Source organism: Vibrio diabolicus (genome assembly GCF_011801455.1).
GTDB lineage: Bacteria > Pseudomonadota > Gammaproteobacteria > Enterobacterales > Vibrionaceae > Vibrio > Vibrio diabolicus.
This window is the reverse complement of the sequence record NZ_CP042452.1, coordinates 337460-356910: the sequence shown is the minus strand read 5'-3', so window position 1 is coordinate 356910 and position 19451 is coordinate 337460. Positions and strand designations below refer to the sequence as shown.

The following is a 19451-nucleotide window of genomic DNA, read 5'->3' as shown; positions in this document are numbered from 1 at the left end:
CTATGCCCGTTTTAATCACTAAGGTGGTATACCCTCAACGACTGTTGCATGCCGAAAACATCATCACCTAAATACTCAACCGTCATTGGAACGTTGGTCAGCAGAGTAAAACTGGAGTCACTGAACCTGCCATCAACATCACTTTCCAAATGAACAAAAAACGTAGGCTTGTCAGAAATCAATGTAATTTGGCTTCCTTCAATAGAGACATCAATATTGGCTTTTGCCATAGGCAAAGTTTTCAGCTCATGAGTGCAAAACCATGTGTTGCTTATTCTGTCTTCACCGATTTGCGCTTCAACATAGAAGAAGCCTGACGTAAGTTCATCCTTCTCAACCGATTCATTCAATTGCCACAAAATCGTATTGCTGTCTGCTATGACCGCTTGTTCTAAGCTCCAACATTGCTTTTCTTCCCCTTGCCAATCTACCCACTTGAGCAGTGCGTTGACGCTTGCGGGCTCTTTGGCATCATTGAGCAAATGCAGGCTCAACTTGCCTGTATGCTCGGAAAATACCAAATACTGCGGCGCAAAAAAGCGTTTTGCATGGTAGTGCAACTGCTTCCAACGACCACTGTATTCCAAGCTAGACCAAGAACTGACAGGCCAGTTGTCGTTGAGTTGCCAATACAGCATACCGCGACAAACTGGAGAAATGGCACGCCAATGATCGCACGCAGTTTTGATCGCGATTGCCTGCTGAACTTGGCTTAAATACAGCATGTTCTCGAATCCAGAGGGAAAACGGAAATAACGCGTGAACATCTCTGTGATAATACTGTTACCACGAGGATTCTTCTGATGTTGTTCAAAGGTTAGGGACGTGATATTCCAATCTTGCTCCGGGACAAACTGCTTAACTTCTGCAAAAGACGGCCAAGATTGAAAACCAAACTCAGAGCAAAAACGAGGATTCACGTCAAGGTAGGCATTGAATGATTTTCCTGAGTGCCAAACGTCCCAAAAGTGCATATCGCCTTTACTATCATCATGCCACGCGTCACCGAAATCCAGTTCACCATTACACGGGGAACTTGGCCAGAAACGACGAACGCTATCTTGTTCGGTAATCACCTGCTCAATCATGCGGTTGAGGCGATCGTAGTTAACCGTGTATTTGACTTTATTGTGCTTAGATTCTTCGTACCACCCAATAGCTCCAATCACTTCGTTGTCACCACACCAAAGCGCTATTGATGGGTGCTCTTTAAGCCTAGGAATTTGGTATCGAAGCTCATCTTCGACCTCTTTTAAAAACTCGTCGTTTGATGGGTACAGTGAACATGCGAACATCATGTCTTGCCACACTAACAAGCCGAGCTCATCACACAGATTGTAAAAGATCTCGCTCTCGTACTGACCTCCGCCCCACACACGTATCATATTCATGTTGGCGTCAACCGCACTTTGCAAAAGGTTGCGATAACGTGTTTCGCACTCTCGCCCCGGCATTGCGTCAATAGGGATCCAGTTGGCGCCTTTGGCATTAATTGGTACGCCATTGACGATAAATTCCATCGCAGAGCCATGTTCATCAGCTTGGTTATTTAGGGTTAACTGACGCAAACCAACGTTGCGCGTTAACTTTTGCTCTCTGCAAGAAATGGTAATGGGGTAAAGATAAGCTTCGCCATAACCCGATGGCCACCAGCGTTTAGGCTCCGAAATGTGGAACTGGCAATGATAGTGACCACTTCCTTTTGTTTGAATACATTGACGCTCACCATTAAATTCAACAATCAGTTCATGGCGTTGACTGTCCGTTTCCACTTCAACTACTACATCAAGAAACACACTCTCATCGGCTTGCCATTGCTGCTCTGTCGAGAAGCCTTTGAGCCAAAGCTCATTCACAATGTCGATTTGAATGGGGTCGTAAATACCCGATACCATCAAGCAAATGCCCCAGTCCCATCCGGAATGACATTGCGTTTTTCGGATCAAATTCATGTGCGGAATTTGATTATTTCCCATTGCGGAAGGGATTGGGAAAGGCAATTTTTTAGCACGTTCCACACCTTCTATATCGACTCTTGCGAATTGAACAAGAACAGTATTTATGCCCTGTTTTAAATAAGGTTTGATATCAACTCGTTGTTGAGTAAACATGTTGCTGCAAGTTAGTGCTAACTCACCATTAATATAGAAGGTTGCCAAGGTATCGACACGAGTTAGCGTCATCCAAACTTGCTTGGCAGACAACGTAAACGCGTCGACTTCAAACTCACGCGAGATATGCCACTCACACTCTTCAATCCAACGAACTTTGTTTTCATTATCGGCAAAATAAGGATCCGGAATGCGCTCTGCTTGTAAAAGCGCCGAAAGATTATCGCCCGGAATAGACATTGGAATTTCAATATCGGGACGCTGTGGCGAGGTAAGTAACCACTGTCCATTAAGTTCGAAGTGAGCCATTGAGTAAACCTCAGTTTGGAGAAGAAACATGTTTGCTCAATGTAATCCTGAGTAATCCATGCAAAAACAAGGGAAATGTTATTTACATACGAAATGCGGTGCACTTCACGTAAAAACACTTTCCTTTGATCTCTACCCAAAAATCAGCAACTTGGCTAACCTGTTAAAAATTAATCGAAATCTAAGGTTATATTTGCAACTTCGACATGTTAACATCATCGGCTTTTTGAACATCCTCACACTTTTCGTCGAAACGATGTGAGGGGAAATGCACGGCTTCATAGCCCTAAAAAGCGAAGTAATTATGTCAAATATGACGAATGCCGCCTCCCACACAGCGCCTATTCAGGATGCTGACTATTCTGCTATTCATCCCCCATCTCTGCTCAAGCGCCTCGAACTCACCAATCCTGTCTTTTGGTTAAGTGGTAGCTTCCTCACTCTATTCGTTTTACTTGCCCTAACGAATACCGACTCTCTAACCGCAATGGTTAACACCGGCTTCGGCTTTGCTACTAAATATTTCGGAGCTTACTGGCAAGTACTGCTTCTTCTGAATTTCCTTATTGGTTTGGCTCTTGCGTTTGGTCGCACTGGTTATGTGCGTCTAGGTGGTCTAGCGAAACCTGATATTGATAACTTTAAGTGGTTGTCAATTGTACTCTGTACCCTACTTGCAGGTGGTGGTGTGTTCTGGGCCGCTGCTGAGCCTATCGCGCACTTTGTGACTGCCCCACCTTTATACGGTGAAGCTTCACCGAAAACTGCCGCAATCAATGCTCTATCTCAGTCTTTTATGCACTGGGGCTTCTTAGCTTGGGCGATCCTTGGTGGTCTATCTTCCATTGTCTTAATGCACTTGCATTACGATAAAGGCCTGCCTCTTAAGCCGCGTACTCTGCTTTACCCTGTGTTTGGCGATAAAGCCATTAAAGGCTGGATTGGTGATGTTGCTGACGCATGTAGCATTATTGCCGTAGCAGCAGGAACCATCGGCCCTATAGGCTTCTTAGGTTTACAAATTAGCTACGCGCTAAACTCATTGTTTGGCCTGCCAGATACGTTCGTAACGCAAAGCATGGTTATCATGGCAGCGATCCTGATGTATACCCTTTCCGCACTAAGCGGTTTAAGCAAAGGTATTCAAATCGTCAGTCGTTACAACATTATTTTGTCTGTGCTGTTAATTGGTTACATCCTGTTCTTTGGACCGACAAGCTTTATTGTTGATGGCTATGTACAAGGCGTTGGTCGCATGGTAGATAACTTCTTCCCAATGGCGCTTTACCGTGGTGATACGGGCTGGCTAAGCTGGTGGACAGTATTCTTCTGGGGTTGGTTTATCGGTTATGGCCCAATGATGGCGATCTTTATTGCTCGTATCTCTCGTGGTCGTACAATTCGCCAGCTGATCATGTCTATTAGCATCGCAGCACCGCTGATTACTTGCTTCTGGTTTAGTATTGTTGGCGGCAGTGGCCTTGCGTTTGAGCTTGATAACCCTGGCTTGATTTCATCTGCGTTTGAAGGCTTTAACTTGCCTGCAGCACTGCTAGCGATTACCGGTGAATTACCTTACCCAATGATCATTTCGGTTCTGTTCCTGATCTTAACGACAACATTTATCGTGACGACAGGTGACTCGATGACTTACACAATCAGTGTGGTAATGACGGGCTCTACGGAACCAAACGCAGTGATTCGCTCATTCTGGGGCTTGATGATGGGTATTGTCGCTATTGCGCTTATCTCAATGGGCTCTGGTGGTATTTCTGCATTGCAGTCTTTCATTGTAATTACCGCCGTACCTGTGTCTTTCATTTTGCTGCCAAGCATTTGGAAAGCGCCTGGCATAGCAAGTAAAATGGCAAAAGAGCAAGGCCTCGTTTAAACCGCCTCTCTAACCAATATGCGAAAAAGAGCCCTTCATTGGGCTCTTTTTAATTCTGCGCTTTATCCTACGCTATCAATGCGAATCATCACTGCATCTGGACGCCAATACTCGAATTCGCAGTCCATTAATTTGCCATCTTGTTTGTAGTTTACTCGACGAATTTTCAGGACGGGTTGTCCTTCAGCTAGGTTCAACGCCTTAGCGACATGAGCAGGCGCTGACGTTGGAATCACATCAAAACGAGAGCGCTTTGTCTCGTAGCCATACTTCTCACGATAAATACCTGTCAGTGACATGGTGAGGTTCTCGGACAATATACCTTCAAACAGTGCTGCTTTGAGTATATTTTCAACAAACAATACCGCTCGCCCATCAATAAAACGTAACCGTTCAATCACATAAATTGGGGTAATTCGCTCAACCTCTAACGATTTTGCATACTCACCTGCGGCCATTTCACTTCGTACGTTGAGTAATTTGGTTTCCGCAATACGATGCTGCTCTCGAATCATTTGATGGAAGTGAGAACGAGACAACGGGTTGTAACAGATACGCCCCGGAGATACGTACCAGCCACGACGCTCTTCTCGGTAAATCAGGCCTTCGGTTTCCAAAGACACCAACGCATCTTTGATAGTGATTCGAGTCGTAGAAAATAGTTCACTGAGCTCTCTTTCTGATGGCAATTTTTGTCCTTCCGACATGATGCCGGAAAGAATCTGCTGCTTTAAGCTGCTTCTAATTTTTCCTAATTGGGTACCAAATTGGCTGGTGCCTGTCGCTCTCATTCTGATCTAGTCCAACGATAATTTGATGAACAACATAAGGCGTGTACGTAACAAAAATATGACATTAATCAACAGAACACATATTGAGCGTATGAAATATAAGTGCCATAGAAATTCATAAAAACTGTCAAATTACTTGCGCTAAATCGTCACATTCCATCCATAGCATACAAAGCGAACTTACTGACCTAGTCCAGAAGGATGGAGACAATGAAAACTTTGCTAAGTCGTTCAATTACCGCACCAGCGGCAATCATCGCGGTAACGCTTGCAGCACCAACAGTAGCGAAAGAAGCCGATATTGAGTCATTGGTTACCGCAGCACAAAAAGAAGGGGCGGTTTACAGTGTAGGTATGCCCGATAGTTGGGCGAACTGGAAAGACACTTGGGCTGATTTAAAGTCAAACTACAACCTTAAGCACCAAGACACGGATATGAGCTCGGCTCAAGAAATCGCAAAATTCGAAGCTGAGAAGAAAAACGCGACCGCAGACATTGGTGACGTAGGCTTTGCCTTCGCACGTGTAGCGGTTAAAAAAGGCGTCACTCAGCCATACAAACCAACAACTTGGAATGACATTCCAGATTGGGCAAAAGACGAAGATGGTCATTGGGCACTTGCTTACACTGGCACTATTTCTTTTATCTCCAACAATAACCTCGTAAAAGACGCGCCAAAAACGTGGGATGACCTATTAAAAGGCGACTACAAAGTGACCGTAGGTGACGTCGGCGTAGCAGCACAGGCAAACAACGCGGTTCTCGCCGCAGCGTTCGCCAATGGTGGGGACGAATCCAACCTCAAGCCTGCGCTCAAATTCTTTTCTGAACTCGCGAAGCAAGGTCGTCTTTCATTTACCGATCCGAACATCGCCAACTTAGAAAAAGGCGAAGTTGAAGTGGCGATCATGTGGGACTTCAATGCGTTGAACTACCGCGACAAAATTGACCGCGACCGCTTTACAGTAAGCATTCCTCAAGATGGCTCTGTGATATCTGGTTATACAACCATAATCAATAAATACGCGAAGAACCCTAATGCAGCAAAGCTTGCTCGTGAGTACATCTTCAGCGATCAAGGGCAAATCAACTTAGCAGAAGGTTATGCGCGTCCAATTCGAACTAACATCACACTGCCTCAAGCAGTGCAAGACAAGCTAATTGCTAATGACCAATACAGCAATGTTCACCCAGTGACTGACTTCTCAGCTTGGGAAAAGTCCGCACGTAAGCTGCCACGTCAATGGCAAGAAAGTGTCTTAATCCACCAGCAATAAGAGTAAGTAGTTATGAGCAATAAGGTCATCCTTGTTGTTCTAGATGGACTGAACTATCAGGTAGCCCGTGATTGCATGGGCTACCTCAATGGTCTTCTAGAACAAAGTCGTTCCCAACAAGAAACTCGCGCAACGCTTTATCCTGTGCAGTGTGAGCTGCCCTCTATGTCTCGCCCACTTTATGAGTGCATTTTAACTGGCGTTCGCCCTGTAGAAAGCGGCATCGTAAACAACAATATCGTTCGTCTATCCAAACACGATTCCATTTTCAGTCTGGCAAAAGCCCAAGGAAAAGTGACCGCTGCGGCTGCCTACCACTGGGTAAGTGAGCTTTATAATCGCACACCATTTGAACCTGTTCGCGATCGTTTCACGCATGATGAAACCCTGAATATCCAGCACGGCTGCTTTTACCATTGGGATCATTATCCTGATGAAGCCTTGTTCCTGGACGCAGAGTATTTACGTCGCAACTATCAACCTGATTTCTTATTGATCCATCCGATGAATATCGACGATACAGGACATAAGTTTGGCCTAGACTCTCGCCAATACCGCAATTGTGCGCGAGGTGCAGACATTATTCTTTCCAACTATATCGATCAATGGCTTGCTGATGGGTATCAAATCATTGTGACCAGCGATCATGGCATGAACAACGATCTTTCTCACGGTGGGATTTTACCTGAAGAGCGAGAAGTTCCCCTGTTTGTCATTGGTGATAAGTTTACCCATCAAGATTGTCATATTAAGCAAACTGATATTTGTGGCACCGTTTGTCAATTGCTAAACCTTGACCACACGAAGCCATACACTCAGGAATTGTTAGCACTATGAGCAGTTCTGTCCTCTCCCCAAGCTCCAACGAATCACGCTCAAATTTGGCAAGTACTTGGTTAAAGCGCTTTAAGCCAGCCATTTGGTTGGTGCCTTTCGCGCTGTTTTTCTACCTATTTCAACTCGCACCGATGATTTGGGTACTGTTAAACAGCTTTATCTACGATGGCGAGTTTGCCTTCGATAACTACATTGAAGTGCTCGACTCCGCCTTTATGATGCAGGCGTTTGGCAACAGTTTGTGGTTAGCTGTATGGTCGAGCATTTTTGGCTTAGCCATTGCGACTCTGTTGGTCTCTTCTCTACGCAGAGTCGATTCTAAAGTCCGCGACGGTGTGATTGCGTTTACGAACATGAGCAGCAACTTTGCAGGCGTACCTCTGTCATTCGCTTTTATTATTATTTTGGGCACCAATGGGGCGATTACCCTTTTGCTCAAGCAGTATGGCTTACTCGGTGATTTCGACCTTTATGGTAAATGGGGCCTGCTGGCCATTTACATCTACTTCCAAATCCCACTGGCGGTGTTGTTGCTCTACCCTGCGTTCGACGCGTTGAGTGATGATTGGCAAGCAGCTGCTGCGCTACTGGGAGCCAAAACATCACAGTATTGGGCGAAAATCGCGCTGCCAGTGCTCTCACCGGCCTTATTCGGTACCTTTATTATCTTAATAGCCAACGCAATCGGCGCATATGCGAGTGTTTATGCGTTGACCTCCGGTAACTATAACGTCATCACAATTCGAATTGCGAGTCTGGTATCGGGGGACCTGTTCCTTGAACCTAATCTCGCCGCTGCAATTTCGGTGATTCTAATGGCGTTACTTGCCTTTATCACAGTGATTAACCAATGGCTCATTTCGAAAAGCTATGCAGGTAGGAAGTAGTCATGCACAACGTTAATACTCGATTCCATAAAACGGTGGTTTATTCCATTGTTGGGATCATGCTCATCCCGATTTTAGCGACCTTTGTCTATTCGCTTTCATCACGCTGGGGCGCAACGGTGCTTCCGGATGGCTTCACTTTTGATTGGTACGTTAAATTGCTGACCGACCCACGCTTTTTGCAAGCATTTGGGCGTTCGCTGTTTATTTGTATTGCTTCGCTAACCCTCAGTGTGATTCTGGTTCTGCCAGCGATATTCGTGGTGTTTTACTACTTTCCGAAGCTCGATAAGCTCATGAACGTATTGATTTTGCTTCCATTCGCTGTACCACCAGTGGTGTCATCCGTCGGCTTGCTTCAACTTTATGCTGACAGTGAAATCTCCCTTATCGGTACCCCTTGGATTCTAGTAGGTACTTACTTCACCATCGCGTTACCGTTCATGTATCGTGCGATTTCTAATAGCTTCGAAGCAATTAACCTTAATGATTTAATGGACGCTGCACATTTGCTAGGGGCAAGCACAACCAAAGCGTTCTTGATGGTCATTTTACCTAACCTCAAAAAAGGACTGATGGCATCGCTTTTCCTTTCATTTTCATTTCTATTGGGAGAGTTTGTGTTCGCCAATATTTTAGTCGGCACACGTTATGAAACCCTGCAAATCTACTTGTATAACATGCGTCAGACGAGCGGCCACTTTACGTCTGCCTTAGTGATGACCTACTTCCTATTTATTTTTTTACTGACTTGGTTGGCAAGTCGTTTCAGCCGAGGAGTCAAACAATGAGCTACGTAACAGCGAAAAATCTGACTAAACGTTTTGGTGATAACACCGTATTTGAGGACATTCACTTTAACATCGAGCAAGGTGAATTCATTACGCTTTTGGGCCCTAGCGGTTGTGGTAAATCGACACTACTTCGCAGCCTTGCTGGGCTTAACCCTGTCGATGGAGGCGAGATTTGGGTAAACGGAGAAGATATCACGCATCAAGTCCCGCAAGAGCGTGGTATTGGGATGGTCTTTCAATCGTATGCGCTGTTTCCCAATATGACCGTCGAAGGCAACATTGCATTTGGCTTAAAAATGAAAAAGCTTGCGAATGATGATATTCGACGTGAAGTGGCTAAAGTCATCAAACTGGTGGATCTGGCAGGTAAAGAAAAACACTATCCGCATCAACTTTCTGGCGGTCAGCGCCAGCGTGTCGCACTCGCTCGAGCGTTGGTGGTGAAACCTCGCATATTATTGCTTGATGAGCCACTTTCTGCGCTTGATGCCAAAATCCGCAAACACCTTCGTCAGCAAATCCGAGACATTCAGAAAGAGATGAATCTCACCACTATCTTCGTAACTCATGACCAAGAAGAGGCGATGATTATGTCTGATCGTATCTTCCTAATGAGTAAAGGGGAAATTGTTCAAGCAGGAACACCTGAAGAAATTTATACTCACCCTGCTAACGAGTTTGTGGCCGGTTTCATGGGACACTACAACCTTGTAGAAGCCAATAAAGCCAAGCAACTCTTCAACATTGATACCGAATGGAAAGTAGCGATTCGCCCAGAGTCTATATATGTAAAAGAGCAAGATCGTCAATATGATAGCTACATCTCAGCGCCACAAGTAGGTACGATCACCAACCACCAGCTTCTCGGTAACGTTATTCGCTATCAAGTGAACGTTGAAGAGTGTGAGCTCACTGTTGACTTGCTTAACCGCTCTTCAGAACGCTTACTAGCGAATGGCAGCCAACTAGAGCTACTCTTTAACCTAAACGAAATTCAACCAGTGAGAGCCTAAACATGTCCAAACCTTTGTATGTTTTTGATATGGATGAAACCCTAATAAACGCTGACTGCGCAATGATTTGGAACGAGTTTATGGTTGAGAGAGGCATCGCGACTGATCCTTTATTTATTAAGGAAGATCAGCGTCTAATGGCCTTGTACTCTGAAGGTAAAATGGACATGGAAGACTATCTAGCGTTCTCCATGAAGCCGCTAGAAAACATGCCGATTGAAGAAGTAAACGCCTTGGTTGAAGAATGTGTTGAAAGCCATATTTTGCCTAAACAGTTTCCTCAAGCCAAAACTCTGATTGAGCGACTGTCTCGTGATGGTATAGAGATGGTTATCATCTCTGCCAGCGTCACTTTTTTGGTGGAAGCCGTTGGTCGCCGTCTTAATATTCCAACCGCACTTGGCATTGATTTAATCGAGAAAAACAACAGTTATACTGCTGAAATCGACGGTGTCCCTAGTTATCGTGAAGGTAAAGTCACACGCTTAAAACAGTGGCTAGAAAATCAGGCTGAGCCTTATTCAGAAATCCACTTCTATACCGATTCAATCAACGATTTGCCGCTCTGTGAGTACGCGGACTACGCTTACCTGGTAAATCCATGCCCACGCCTAAAAGAACACGCGAATCGATCACATTGGACGCTATTACGTTGGAATTAGCCTTCGGTCTTTATAGCAATAAAGGGCAGCGAACTGCTGCTCTTTTCCTTTAATTGCCTGGTTATACGTGAACTCAAATTTGAGACTATCGAAAAACAAACACACCAGTAACAAAATGGCGCAAGCCATGTCGAATTATTAAAAATAATGAAGATTTAGCAGTGTGATATGACAAGATTTATATAACCAAAATGGATAAAGGAAGGGTCATCTATATCTCATGATGTATTCAAATTCGACAGTCAAGCATTCCAGGAACAATAGAACAACATATTCACAATCCAGACTAACGATAATGAAAACATTGATTGAAGAATTAACATTTTAACAATCATTGCAACAATGTTAACTTTAGCTCCGTTGGTCGCGCTGGTGGTAAGCCTCTCACCAAGCCTATTGTCAGTTTTATATGGACGTTCGACCACCTCCAAAATGAATAGACACCCAATTTGGTGCCCTTTATTACGCCCGCAGAGGAAATTCTTTGCGGGCTTTTTTCTTCCAGCTTTATTGGTCTGGTAGTAAAAACAAAAAAGCCAGCCTTAAAAGGCTGGCAAGTAGAGCAACAAGGTCAGTGCTTACTGCTAACTAGCACTGAACTCGTATTGGATTCATTTTCGTCTGTTAGTCTCTTTATCGGCGGTTATGACTTGCTTGCTTTCTCTTTGTGGCACGTTACCTTTACTAACTGTTCTTGCTCATCTTTAATGTTTTTCACGATACGCTCATCGCGTGCGTGGATGGCATCCATATTCATTTGCTGAATATCTGCTACAGCTTCATGCTTCATTTCAGAAAAGTCCTGACGTAAATCTGAGCTCCACTCCTCTTTGTCTAAAGTGTTAGCAGCAGCGATTGGTGATGACATTACAACAATAAGACTTAGAGTAGATAGAAATACGCTTTTCATAATAAGCTCCTTGAGGATTAGCAGTTCGTTTTAGTTACAATTTATATATTGCACATACGATGCCAACTTTTATTTTGTTATTTTTCAATAGCTTAACCAAACCCATATATTCATCATTATCTCCATCTGGTAAATTTCGCTAACCAAGTGTTAAATTAACCAAGGAAATCAAACACGCAAAAGGTATTCATAAAAAGAATAACTTATCAGGAGATTTTCTCGCTGTTCTTTCATCGAATAAATTACGTAACAACCCACTCTAGAACTGCTTTGAATCAAAATACAGAAATAAAAAAGCAGCCCGAAGGCTGCTCCTAATCGTTAACATCAAGCTTGTTAACTCTATATATTTACTTCAACGCTCGACGTCACTGGCGACTTTCTGAAACGATTGATAAAGCGATGAATAAACCCCTTAATCGATCTGAAAATATTTTTAATATCTTCAAGCATTAAATACAAACAAGGCACCAGCACTAAAGTCAGAACCGTTGCGTACAACACCGCAAAGCCCAAAGCTACAGCCATTGGTATGACAAAACGCGCCTGCAAGCTCGTTTCAAACATAATCGGCAATACACCCGCAAACGTCGTTATGGAGGTGAGCGTGATCGCTCGAAAGCGTGCACAGCCCGCTTCAACCACCGCTTGTTTGATGTTCATACCCTTTTCTCTCACTTGGTTTACGTAATCTGTCATAACTAGAGAGTCGTTGATAACCACGCCAGCAGCGGCGATCAAACCAAATGTCGACATCATACTGATATCCAAACCTAGCCAGAAGTGGCCCCAAATCGCCCCCGTCAGACTAAATGGAATGACTGACATTACAATCAACGGTTGGGTGTAACTTTTTAACGGTACGGCTAACAAGATGTAGACGATGATCATGCCTGCAATAAAGAACAGAATCTGTTCATTACGCTGCGCTGCTTGCTCTTCAATATCACCACCCAATTCCGTTTTCACACTCGGGAAGACTTGCTTCATGTCCGGTAAGATATTGTCGTCGATGACCTTCACGACTTCTTGAGGTTCAACCAATTCTTCGTCTATCGAACCATAGACATAAACGGTTTGATACCCGCCTTCACGCCGAATGCTACTCACGCCCGGCTGCTCGTTGATCTTAACCACATCACCCAGCATGACCTTCTTACCTGCTGGCGTGGTAATCACAGCGTAACGTAATGATGAGAATGCTTCACGTGTCAGTTGCGGGTAACGCACCATAACTTTGATTTCTTCACCATCACGAATAAGACGCTGTGCTTCACCACCGTAGAAGCTGCCACCCACTTGCTCTGCGATCATGGTGAGATCCAGTCCGAGATCGTACGCTACAGGCGCAAGAGAAAGGAGCACTTCTTTGCTTCCTGAATCAATAGAAGATGAAATATCGTATAACCCTTCTTCCTGCTGTAAACGCTCTATCAAGTAACGCCCAGCCTCGTTCAATTCATTAATATTAGAACCAAACAGCAAGTAACCAAACTCATCTCTGTCACCGCCACCCGCGCTCTGCTCGCGGATTTTGATGCTCTTCATTCCAGGAATAACTGGCATAGCTTCACGCCAACGTCGAGCAAGTTCAAATGTGTTGAACGGGCGTAATTCCTCATCAACCAATGGCACTAAAACACGGCCTTCGGTGCGGCTTCGGTTGTACGAAAGCACATCACGAATCATGCCTTGACCATGTTCTGCGATGGTCTCTGATTCAATTTTTTGCATCACACGTTCGATGGTCTTAAGAGCGCTGATTGTTTGCTCACTTGAAACGGTATCGTTCATTTCAATAGTGATCGCAGGATAATCAGTAGGCACTTTAGGGTTAGGGATCACCCGAACATAATTCGCGTTGACCAAAGCCGCACTGATCAGCAGTAAACCGCAAAACACAGCAAACACGGTCCAGCGCCAATGCGTACATGTCGTGACAAAGTTACGATAAGTGCCGTTTACAAAGCCAAAAAAACGTTGGTTAAATCGGTCACGCCAGCCACCAGGTTTAACTGGCTTAAAGTGGGTATGTGCGAGGTGAGCAGGAAGGATTAACTTTGATTCAATCAAACTGAAGATCAAACAAAGAATCACAACACCCGCGATACCATAGAAGAAAGCACTGTCAATACCGCTAGACAACAAGAAAGGGGCAAACACGGCAATTGTGGTTAAAACGCCAAAAGTAGCTGGCGTGGCAACACGTTTGACACCGCGAACCACATTTTCGACGCCACCGCCTTTTTCTTCAATTTCGCTGTAGGCGCTCTCTCCCATCACGATGGCGTCATCGACCACAATACCGAGCACCATAATGAAGGCAAAAAGAGATACGATGTTTACCGTGATCCCTAATGCAGGCATCATCATCACCGCGCCAAGAAAACACACTGGCAGCCCAATCATTACCCACATTGCCAAGCGAAAGCGCAAGAAAATGGTCAGCATAATCGCCACTAGAGCTGCGCCTTGCAGCAAGTTTTTCAACATCATGTCGAGACGACCATTTAAATAATAGGTCGTATCCACTAAGACTTTGAGCTTAACGTCCTGCGGTAATGTCTTATTTTTTGCTTCGATATAATTACGAACAGACTCGGCAACAGGGATAATGTTCTGATCACGAGTCGCTTCAACAGACATGTAGATCGCATTTTGCCCTGAGTACTCAAAGTAGCGCTCTTCTTCCGTAAAGCCATCTTTGATCGTGGCGATATCTTGCAGTAAAACCTTCGCACCATTTGCGCCAAGCTTTACAGGAATATTCCTAAACTCATCACCACGGTAGTACTGATTTTCAATCCTTACTGCGATCATCCCTGAGTTTGTTTTGACTTCGCCCGCAGAAAAGTTGGCAGAATAACGACTGATCGCGCTGCTGATATCGCTCAACGTCAAGTCGTATTTACGAAGAACGAGTGGATCAACTTCAATCGCTATCTCTTCCTCTGGTGCACTCAAATACACCAACATGACATTTTTGAGTTGAAGTAATTCATCCTCGACTTGCTTAGCAATGGGTTTGAGATCTTCAAGCGGTCGGTCCCCAACTAACCCCATTTCTATCACATCTTGACGCCACTCAACTTGGTAGACATTGATCGGTTCCATACCGGCAGGTAAGTTGGATAGAGTATCAATGCGTTGATTTACATCATCCAAGACACGCTTGATATCAGCATTAACGTCTACCTCGATAGAGACATACGCGCTACCTCTAGAGGCCGTTGAGACCGTTTTTTTAATCCCGGTGACATCTTTAATCGATTCCTCAACCTTAACGAGAATACTTTCTTCAATTTCTTGAGGTGAAGCGCCAGGATAAGTCGCACGAACATCAATGTAGTTCACCTCAATGTTCGGAAACATCTGCCTTTGAATAAAGAGAAAACTCACCACACCCATGATGATGATGAACACCATCAAAAGGTTGGCAGCGACGGGGTTATTCGCAAAATAAGCAATTAAGCCCTTTTGTTTAGTATCTTCCATGACAAACTCCTACTTACTGTACGACGGTTTCGGAGTCGTCACTCTTTTTTGCGATTTGTACCGCCATGCCTTTTTGAGGGTACTCCGGCAAGGTAAGTACCAGCTTATCACTTTGCTCTAAGCCTTCCCCCACGAGTAAAAACTCACCTTCTGCTCTCAAGACCGTTACCGTCCGAGGTTGAAGTTGATTCTCACCATTCACTACCCATACCGTGCGATTTTTGACTAATTCCTGTGGCAGGCGATAGATATGCTTTAGCTCCTTACCTGTGAAGCTCACTTCAACGTAGGAGCCAAATTTAATTGGAGGCTGCTGATTATCAATACCATATGGGTCAGCGATTTGAATGACCATGTTAATCATTCGGGTAGCGCTATCAATCATGCCTAAATCACGAACCACTCGACCTTCTCTAGTGGTAGAAAACACACCTTGCTGCGTTACTGTCGCAGTGAGCTCACCAATGGATTCGGGTAAAAATGCACTATCAAAACCGGCAATTGGTACGTGCACCTCCGCCACTTCAATGTTGTTTAGCGTGGCAACTCGAGAGCCAGATGTAACAAATTGACCAACACCAATATCACGCTCAACAACCAGCGCATCGTAAGGTGCAACGACTTTGCAATTTTCTAAATCTCTTTTTGCTCGCTTGAGTGCTGCTTGAGCCGACTTCACTTGCGCTTGCGCGCTCAAAACCTGAGGCTTGCGTAAATACAGGTCTGTCACTTGCTTATCGCTCAGTCTCTTGGCCTGGCGTTTTGCCACTTCCGCTTTGGCTTGCTCCTCAATTAAGCTCGCACGTGCGCTAGCTAAATTGGCTTCGGCTTGCAAAACCGACGCTTCGTAGTTGTCACTTTCAATCGTGAACAGTACTTCTCCTCGTTTCACGATCCCACCCGTTACAAAATTAGGGTGCCAACTTATCACTTCACCACTGACTTGCGCGGAAAGGTGTGTTTTTTCAAAAGGGACTAACTCACCATGGCTGGTTATCACCACTTTATGATCGGTAGGAAAAAGAGAAGAAGCCTGAACGGTAGGCTCTGTAATGGCATCTTTGGTTGACTCTTTTTCCGGAGCTGTCGCGGCGATTGCGGCATATCCTGCATAAGATCCACCAACGACAACGAAAGGTAAAAGCCAACGTAATACGGGTTTTGCTAACATCGAAAATCCTTTTTTATTGTTGTTTTCATCACCATGCTTTTATTAAATCTTTGACTCCCTGTAAGCATGATGGTGAGGGAATTACATTTGAATAGACGTCAAAGCAGCGCGTACCTTGCTTTTTCGGTTGCTAACTACAGAGTTATTGCCAATTCAAAGTTAATAAAATTAACAAAAAATTAACTAACTTCGCAAGCTGCCCTGACTTAACTCTTCTTTTAAATAGCAAGGGACGTGCCAGGAATTTATTTATTAAAATTCAAATAGTTATTATTACTCAACTATTTTAACCAGTGTGCTATTGGTCATAATCACCAGATATTAGTGATTATGACCAATTCAGACACAATCATAATTAAAATAAATGATTATCTGCGTTCAAAAAGGTGAACTTAATCCCGAGAACATGACAATTCATTGATTAATAGCCCGTTATCCAACCTTGTTGGATGCATGCTGCGGCAACTTAGGTCTATAATTTCTGATAAGTAACACTCTGTAAGACAAGGAAATGTACTTTGTTACATACACTCGCTAAGCTGCTCTTCCCTTCTTTATTCACAATTTTATCGGCATGTTCATCCGTGTCATTGAACGATCCCAGTGAAAAATCCACTAGCTTCCAACTTGGGTATCAAGGTGACTCTGTGCTTGCACAGTACTTTGAAGCTTACGGGAAAGACCCAAAGTCAATCACTGGCTTTTCTCCTTTAAATCAAGGACACGATGCCCTTCTTGCTCGCACTTCTCTAATCGAGTCCGCACAAAAAAGCCTTGATCTTCAATACTATATTTACCGTGGTGACGAAACGAGTCAGCTAATAACGTGGCGCTTGTATGAAGCTGCAAAGCGTGGAGTCCGAGTAAGGCTGTTGCTTGACGATATGCAAAAGCGAAACGATGACGTGATGGCTGCCCTCAATGCACATCCTAATATCGAAATCCGCTTATTCAATCCGCATCAGTATCGCGACTCCCGCTGGTTCGCTCTTGCTAGCGATTTTGAACGTCTTAATCGTCGTATGCATAATAAGTCTCTGATTGCAGACAGTGTTTCTGCCATTGTCGGGGGTAGGAATATCGGCAATGAGTACTTTTCTTTTGAATCACAAGTCGAATTTGGTGATTTTGATCTACTGCTCTATGGTGAGGCGGTACAACAAACTGCAGATCAGTTCGACCTCTATTGGAATAGCGCCTATGCGATACCAATGGAATGGATAACACCGGACTCACAGCAAATTACCGACCTGGCGATTCAAAAGCAGGTCGACAAACTCCAGCTAGAGGAAAAGTTCTCAACCGGCCGTTATGACTTCACTAAACTGGATATGTACCAAGCTCTCAAACAAGGCAATCTCAAGCTCTACTGGGGAGAAGCAAAAGTATGGTTTGACTTACCCGATAAAGTTGCGACCCGAGAGAGCCAACTTATTGATAATTTAACGGAGCTGGTTAAAAGTGTTGAACATTCATTTGTTCTTATCTCCCCCTATTTCGTCCCAACCGAAGTCGGCACACAAGCATTGAGTAACGCGGCCAAGCGAGGCGTTGATATCACGATTGTGACCAATAGTCTCGCCTCTAACGACGTGTTTGCCGTGCATGGTTGGTACGCAAAATATCGAACAGACCTACTCGAAGCTGGGGTCAAGCTATGGGAAGTAAAAGCAAGCGCGAAACTCAAAAGCAAGTGGAGCCTCACGGGGAGCAGCAGAGCAAGTTTACACGCAAAAGCAATGACGATTGATGACAAAACTCTGTTTGTTGGCTCGATGAACTGGGATCCACGTTCAGCCGCTTTGAATACCGAAATGGCCGTTGTTATCGAACAGCCAGAATATGTGCAAATGTTTCTAGAACAACTGCCGAATCAATTGTCGAATAACGCCTATGCCTTAACTCTGCGCGACGGAGACATTGTCTGGACCGACATAAAAACAGGCAAAGAATATGATTCTGAACCAGAGGCCGGAGTATGGCGAAAAATGGGCGCTTGGTTCTCCGGCATATTGCCAATTGAAGATCAGCTATAACAATTGCCAATGTTTCAAAACCTCCCCGATAAAGCAAGACAAGAATGGACACTAGATTTGGGGAAACACAATAAATACAAGGAAGTTCAATGTCAGCACAATGGAACGAGTACTATCAGAAAATTTTAAACCAACCTCACCGCCCAAACGTAGAAAATGCCGTAAACCTATTGAAACTCGAGAGCAAAGTCGCTCTTGATATTGGCTGCGGAATAGGTCGAGACAGTCATTTCCTCCTCGAACAGGGGTTTAACGTTCACGCATTTGATAGCCATGAAGATGCAGTAAAAACTTGTTTAACACGCTTTGAAGGCCAGAAGCGTTTCTCAATTTCACAGTGCTGTTTTACTGAGTTTGACTACCCTCAATGCAGCCTGGTTATCGCGAATGCCAGTTTGTTCTTTTGCCCGGACGAAGGCTTTGAGCAAGTTTGGACCAATATAGACAGTGCCTTACAACCTGGCGGTATCTTTTGCGGTGATTTCTTAGGAGTAAAAGACTCCTGGGTTGCATCAGAAATGCATCCGAACATTACCGCATTAACGAAAAAGGAAGTGGAAAGTTTATTCGAGGATTACGAACTCATTTCATTGAATGAAAGAGATGAAGACGGAACCACGGTAGTCGGAAGCCCAAAACACTGGCACATGTTTAGTGTGACCGCTCGCAAGCGCTAAAAGCGGTCTCTCAAGAAAGCAGCACTTCAAATCAGTGCTGCTATCAGCGATTAATTGACTGGATACACCACTTCAAAACGCTCCAAAACTAGCGTACGTTTCTCATGCCAATCTATGTTCAACTCATCGCATTCAGCGTTAAAAAATGCAGTATGCGCGTCACGCCACCAGTTTAAGGTTCTATCACCTTCGCCTTCTGCGTAGGCAAACTCTGCGGTTACATCCTCATATTTGCATGTGCTGACATCAGTAATTCGTATCACACAAATGGGGTCACCGTTCCAATTCGTGACGACTTGTAAATGGCCGACTTGTGGCATGCTTTCGCCATGCTCTCGATACCAAAGCTCCATACTGCAAGAGGCGGTTTTCTGTCCAATTCGAACCAAATCGGCGCATACGTTGGCGTTGTATTCATCGGCACAATAATAGTCAGCACTAACTGATGGTACGGCTGCTCTTTGTTCTGGTGATAATAATTTTAGATACTGCTCTAAGTAATCCTTAGCTCGCGCGTCCATGCTCACTCCATTAATCATAAATTCGCAAGGACGATAAAAGATATCACGGCAAATAACCACCAGGAACA

At 44.4% G+C, this 19451-nt stretch carries 15 protein-coding genes; 9 read left to right on the top strand and 6 right to left on the bottom strand.

Going from position 1 to position 19451, the window contains the following annotated elements; all coding sequences use genetic code 11:
* Positions 1 to 11 precede the first annotated feature (11 nt).
* Positions 12 to 2420 (bottom strand): beta-mannosidase, encoded by a 2409-nt coding sequence (locus FR741_RS17055; protein WP_167427277.1) that lies wholly within the window; start codon positions 2418 to 2420, stop codon positions 12 to 14.
* Positions 2421 to 2724: 304 nt separating this feature from the next.
* Between FR741_RS17055 and FR741_RS17050 the strand changes: the two genes are divergently transcribed.
* Positions 2725 to 4311, top strand: a complete 1587-nt coding sequence (locus FR741_RS17050) for a BCCT family transporter (protein ID WP_005392697.1) — start codon at positions 2725 to 2727, stop codon at positions 4309 to 4311.
* A 62-nt stretch (positions 4312 to 4373) separates the two neighbouring features.
* Here FR741_RS17050 and FR741_RS17045 read toward each other — a convergent pair whose 3' ends face one another.
* The gene (locus FR741_RS17045) at positions 4374 to 5102 is read right to left on the bottom strand and encodes a UTRA domain-containing protein (RefSeq protein WP_167427276.1); all 729 of its coding nucleotides are present in this window, start codon (positions 5100 to 5102) and stop codon (positions 4374 to 4376) included.
* A 210-nt stretch (positions 5103 to 5312) separates the two neighbouring features.
* Between FR741_RS17045 and FR741_RS17040 the strand changes: the two genes are divergently transcribed.
* Genes FR741_RS17040 through FR741_RS17015 form a run of 6 tightly spaced genes read left to right on the top strand, consistent with a single transcriptional unit; the run spans position 5313 to position 10573 of the window.
* On the top strand, positions 5313 to 6380 hold the full coding sequence (locus tag FR741_RS17040) for an ABC transporter substrate-binding protein (RefSeq protein WP_005392695.1): 1068 nt from the start codon (positions 5313 to 5315) through the stop codon (positions 6378 to 6380).
* Between the two features lie 12 nt (positions 6381 to 6392).
* A complete protein-coding gene (locus tag FR741_RS17035; protein ID WP_114323426.1) occupies positions 6393 to 7217 on the top strand; it encodes an alkaline phosphatase family protein in 825 nt (274 codons plus the stop codon).
* Positions 7214 to 8104 carry an ABC transporter permease gene (locus FR741_RS17030; protein WP_114323427.1) on the top strand — a complete coding sequence of 297 codons (891 nt, stop codon included), beginning with the start codon at positions 7214 to 7216 and terminating at the stop codon, positions 8102 to 8104. Before FR741_RS17035 ends, FR741_RS17030 begins: the two co-directional genes overlap by 4 nt.
* 2 nt (positions 8105 to 8106) lie before the next feature.
* Complete coding sequence (locus FR741_RS17025) at positions 8107 to 8895, top strand: ABC transporter permease (RefSeq protein WP_115386500.1); 789 nt, start codon at positions 8107 to 8109, stop codon at positions 8893 to 8895.
* Positions 8892 to 9911 carry an ABC transporter ATP-binding protein gene (locus tag FR741_RS17020; protein ID WP_167427275.1) on the top strand — a complete coding sequence of 340 codons (1020 nt, stop codon included), beginning with the start codon at positions 8892 to 8894 and terminating at the stop codon, positions 9909 to 9911. Before FR741_RS17025 ends, FR741_RS17020 begins: the two co-directional genes overlap by 4 nt.
* Before the next feature lie 2 nt (positions 9912 to 9913).
* Positions 9914 to 10573, top strand: coding sequence for an HAD family hydrolase (locus FR741_RS17015; RefSeq protein WP_167427274.1), 660 nt, complete (start codon positions 9914 to 9916; stop codon positions 10571 to 10573).
* Positions 10574 to 11216: 643 nt separating this feature from the next.
* On the opposite strand, the gene FR741_RS17010 is transcribed toward FR741_RS17015, so the two are convergent.
* From FR741_RS17010 to FR741_RS17000, 3 genes are all read right to left on the bottom strand, one after another.
* On the bottom strand, positions 11217 to 11483 hold the full coding sequence (locus FR741_RS17010) for a hypothetical protein (RefSeq protein WP_046873807.1): 267 nt from the start codon (positions 11481 to 11483) through the stop codon (positions 11217 to 11219).
* Positions 11484 to 11825: 342 nt separating this feature from the next.
* The gene (locus tag FR741_RS17005; RefSeq protein WP_167427273.1) at positions 11826 to 14978 is read right to left on the bottom strand and encodes an efflux RND transporter permease subunit; all 3153 of its coding nucleotides are present in this window, start codon (positions 14976 to 14978) and stop codon (positions 11826 to 11828) included.
* A gap of 13 nt (positions 14979 to 14991) precedes the next feature.
* Positions 14992 to 16149, bottom strand: coding sequence for an efflux RND transporter periplasmic adaptor subunit (locus tag FR741_RS17000; protein WP_047008042.1), 1158 nt, complete (start codon positions 16147 to 16149; stop codon positions 14992 to 14994).
* A 518-nt stretch (positions 16150 to 16667) separates the two neighbouring features.
* On the opposite strand from FR741_RS17000, the gene FR741_RS16995 reads away from it, so the two are divergent.
* Together FR741_RS16995 and FR741_RS16990 are read left to right on the top strand one after the other, a co-directional pair.
* Entirely contained in the window at positions 16668 to 18185 is a 1518-nt protein-coding gene (locus FR741_RS16995; protein ID WP_046873810.1) for a phospholipase D family protein, read from the top strand.
* A gap of 89 nt (positions 18186 to 18274) precedes the next feature.
* Entirely contained in the window at positions 18275 to 18862 is a 588-nt protein-coding gene (locus tag FR741_RS16990; protein WP_167427272.1) for a class I SAM-dependent methyltransferase, read from the top strand.
* 50 nt (positions 18863 to 18912) lie between these two features.
* Here FR741_RS16990 and FR741_RS16985 read toward each other — a convergent pair whose 3' ends face one another.
* Positions 18913 to 19383: an ASCH domain-containing protein gene (locus FR741_RS16985; RefSeq protein ID WP_167427271.1), complete on the bottom strand. Its 471-nt coding sequence runs from the start codon at positions 19381 to 19383 to the stop codon at positions 18913 to 18915.
* Between the last annotated feature and the right edge of the window lie 68 nt (positions 19384 to 19451).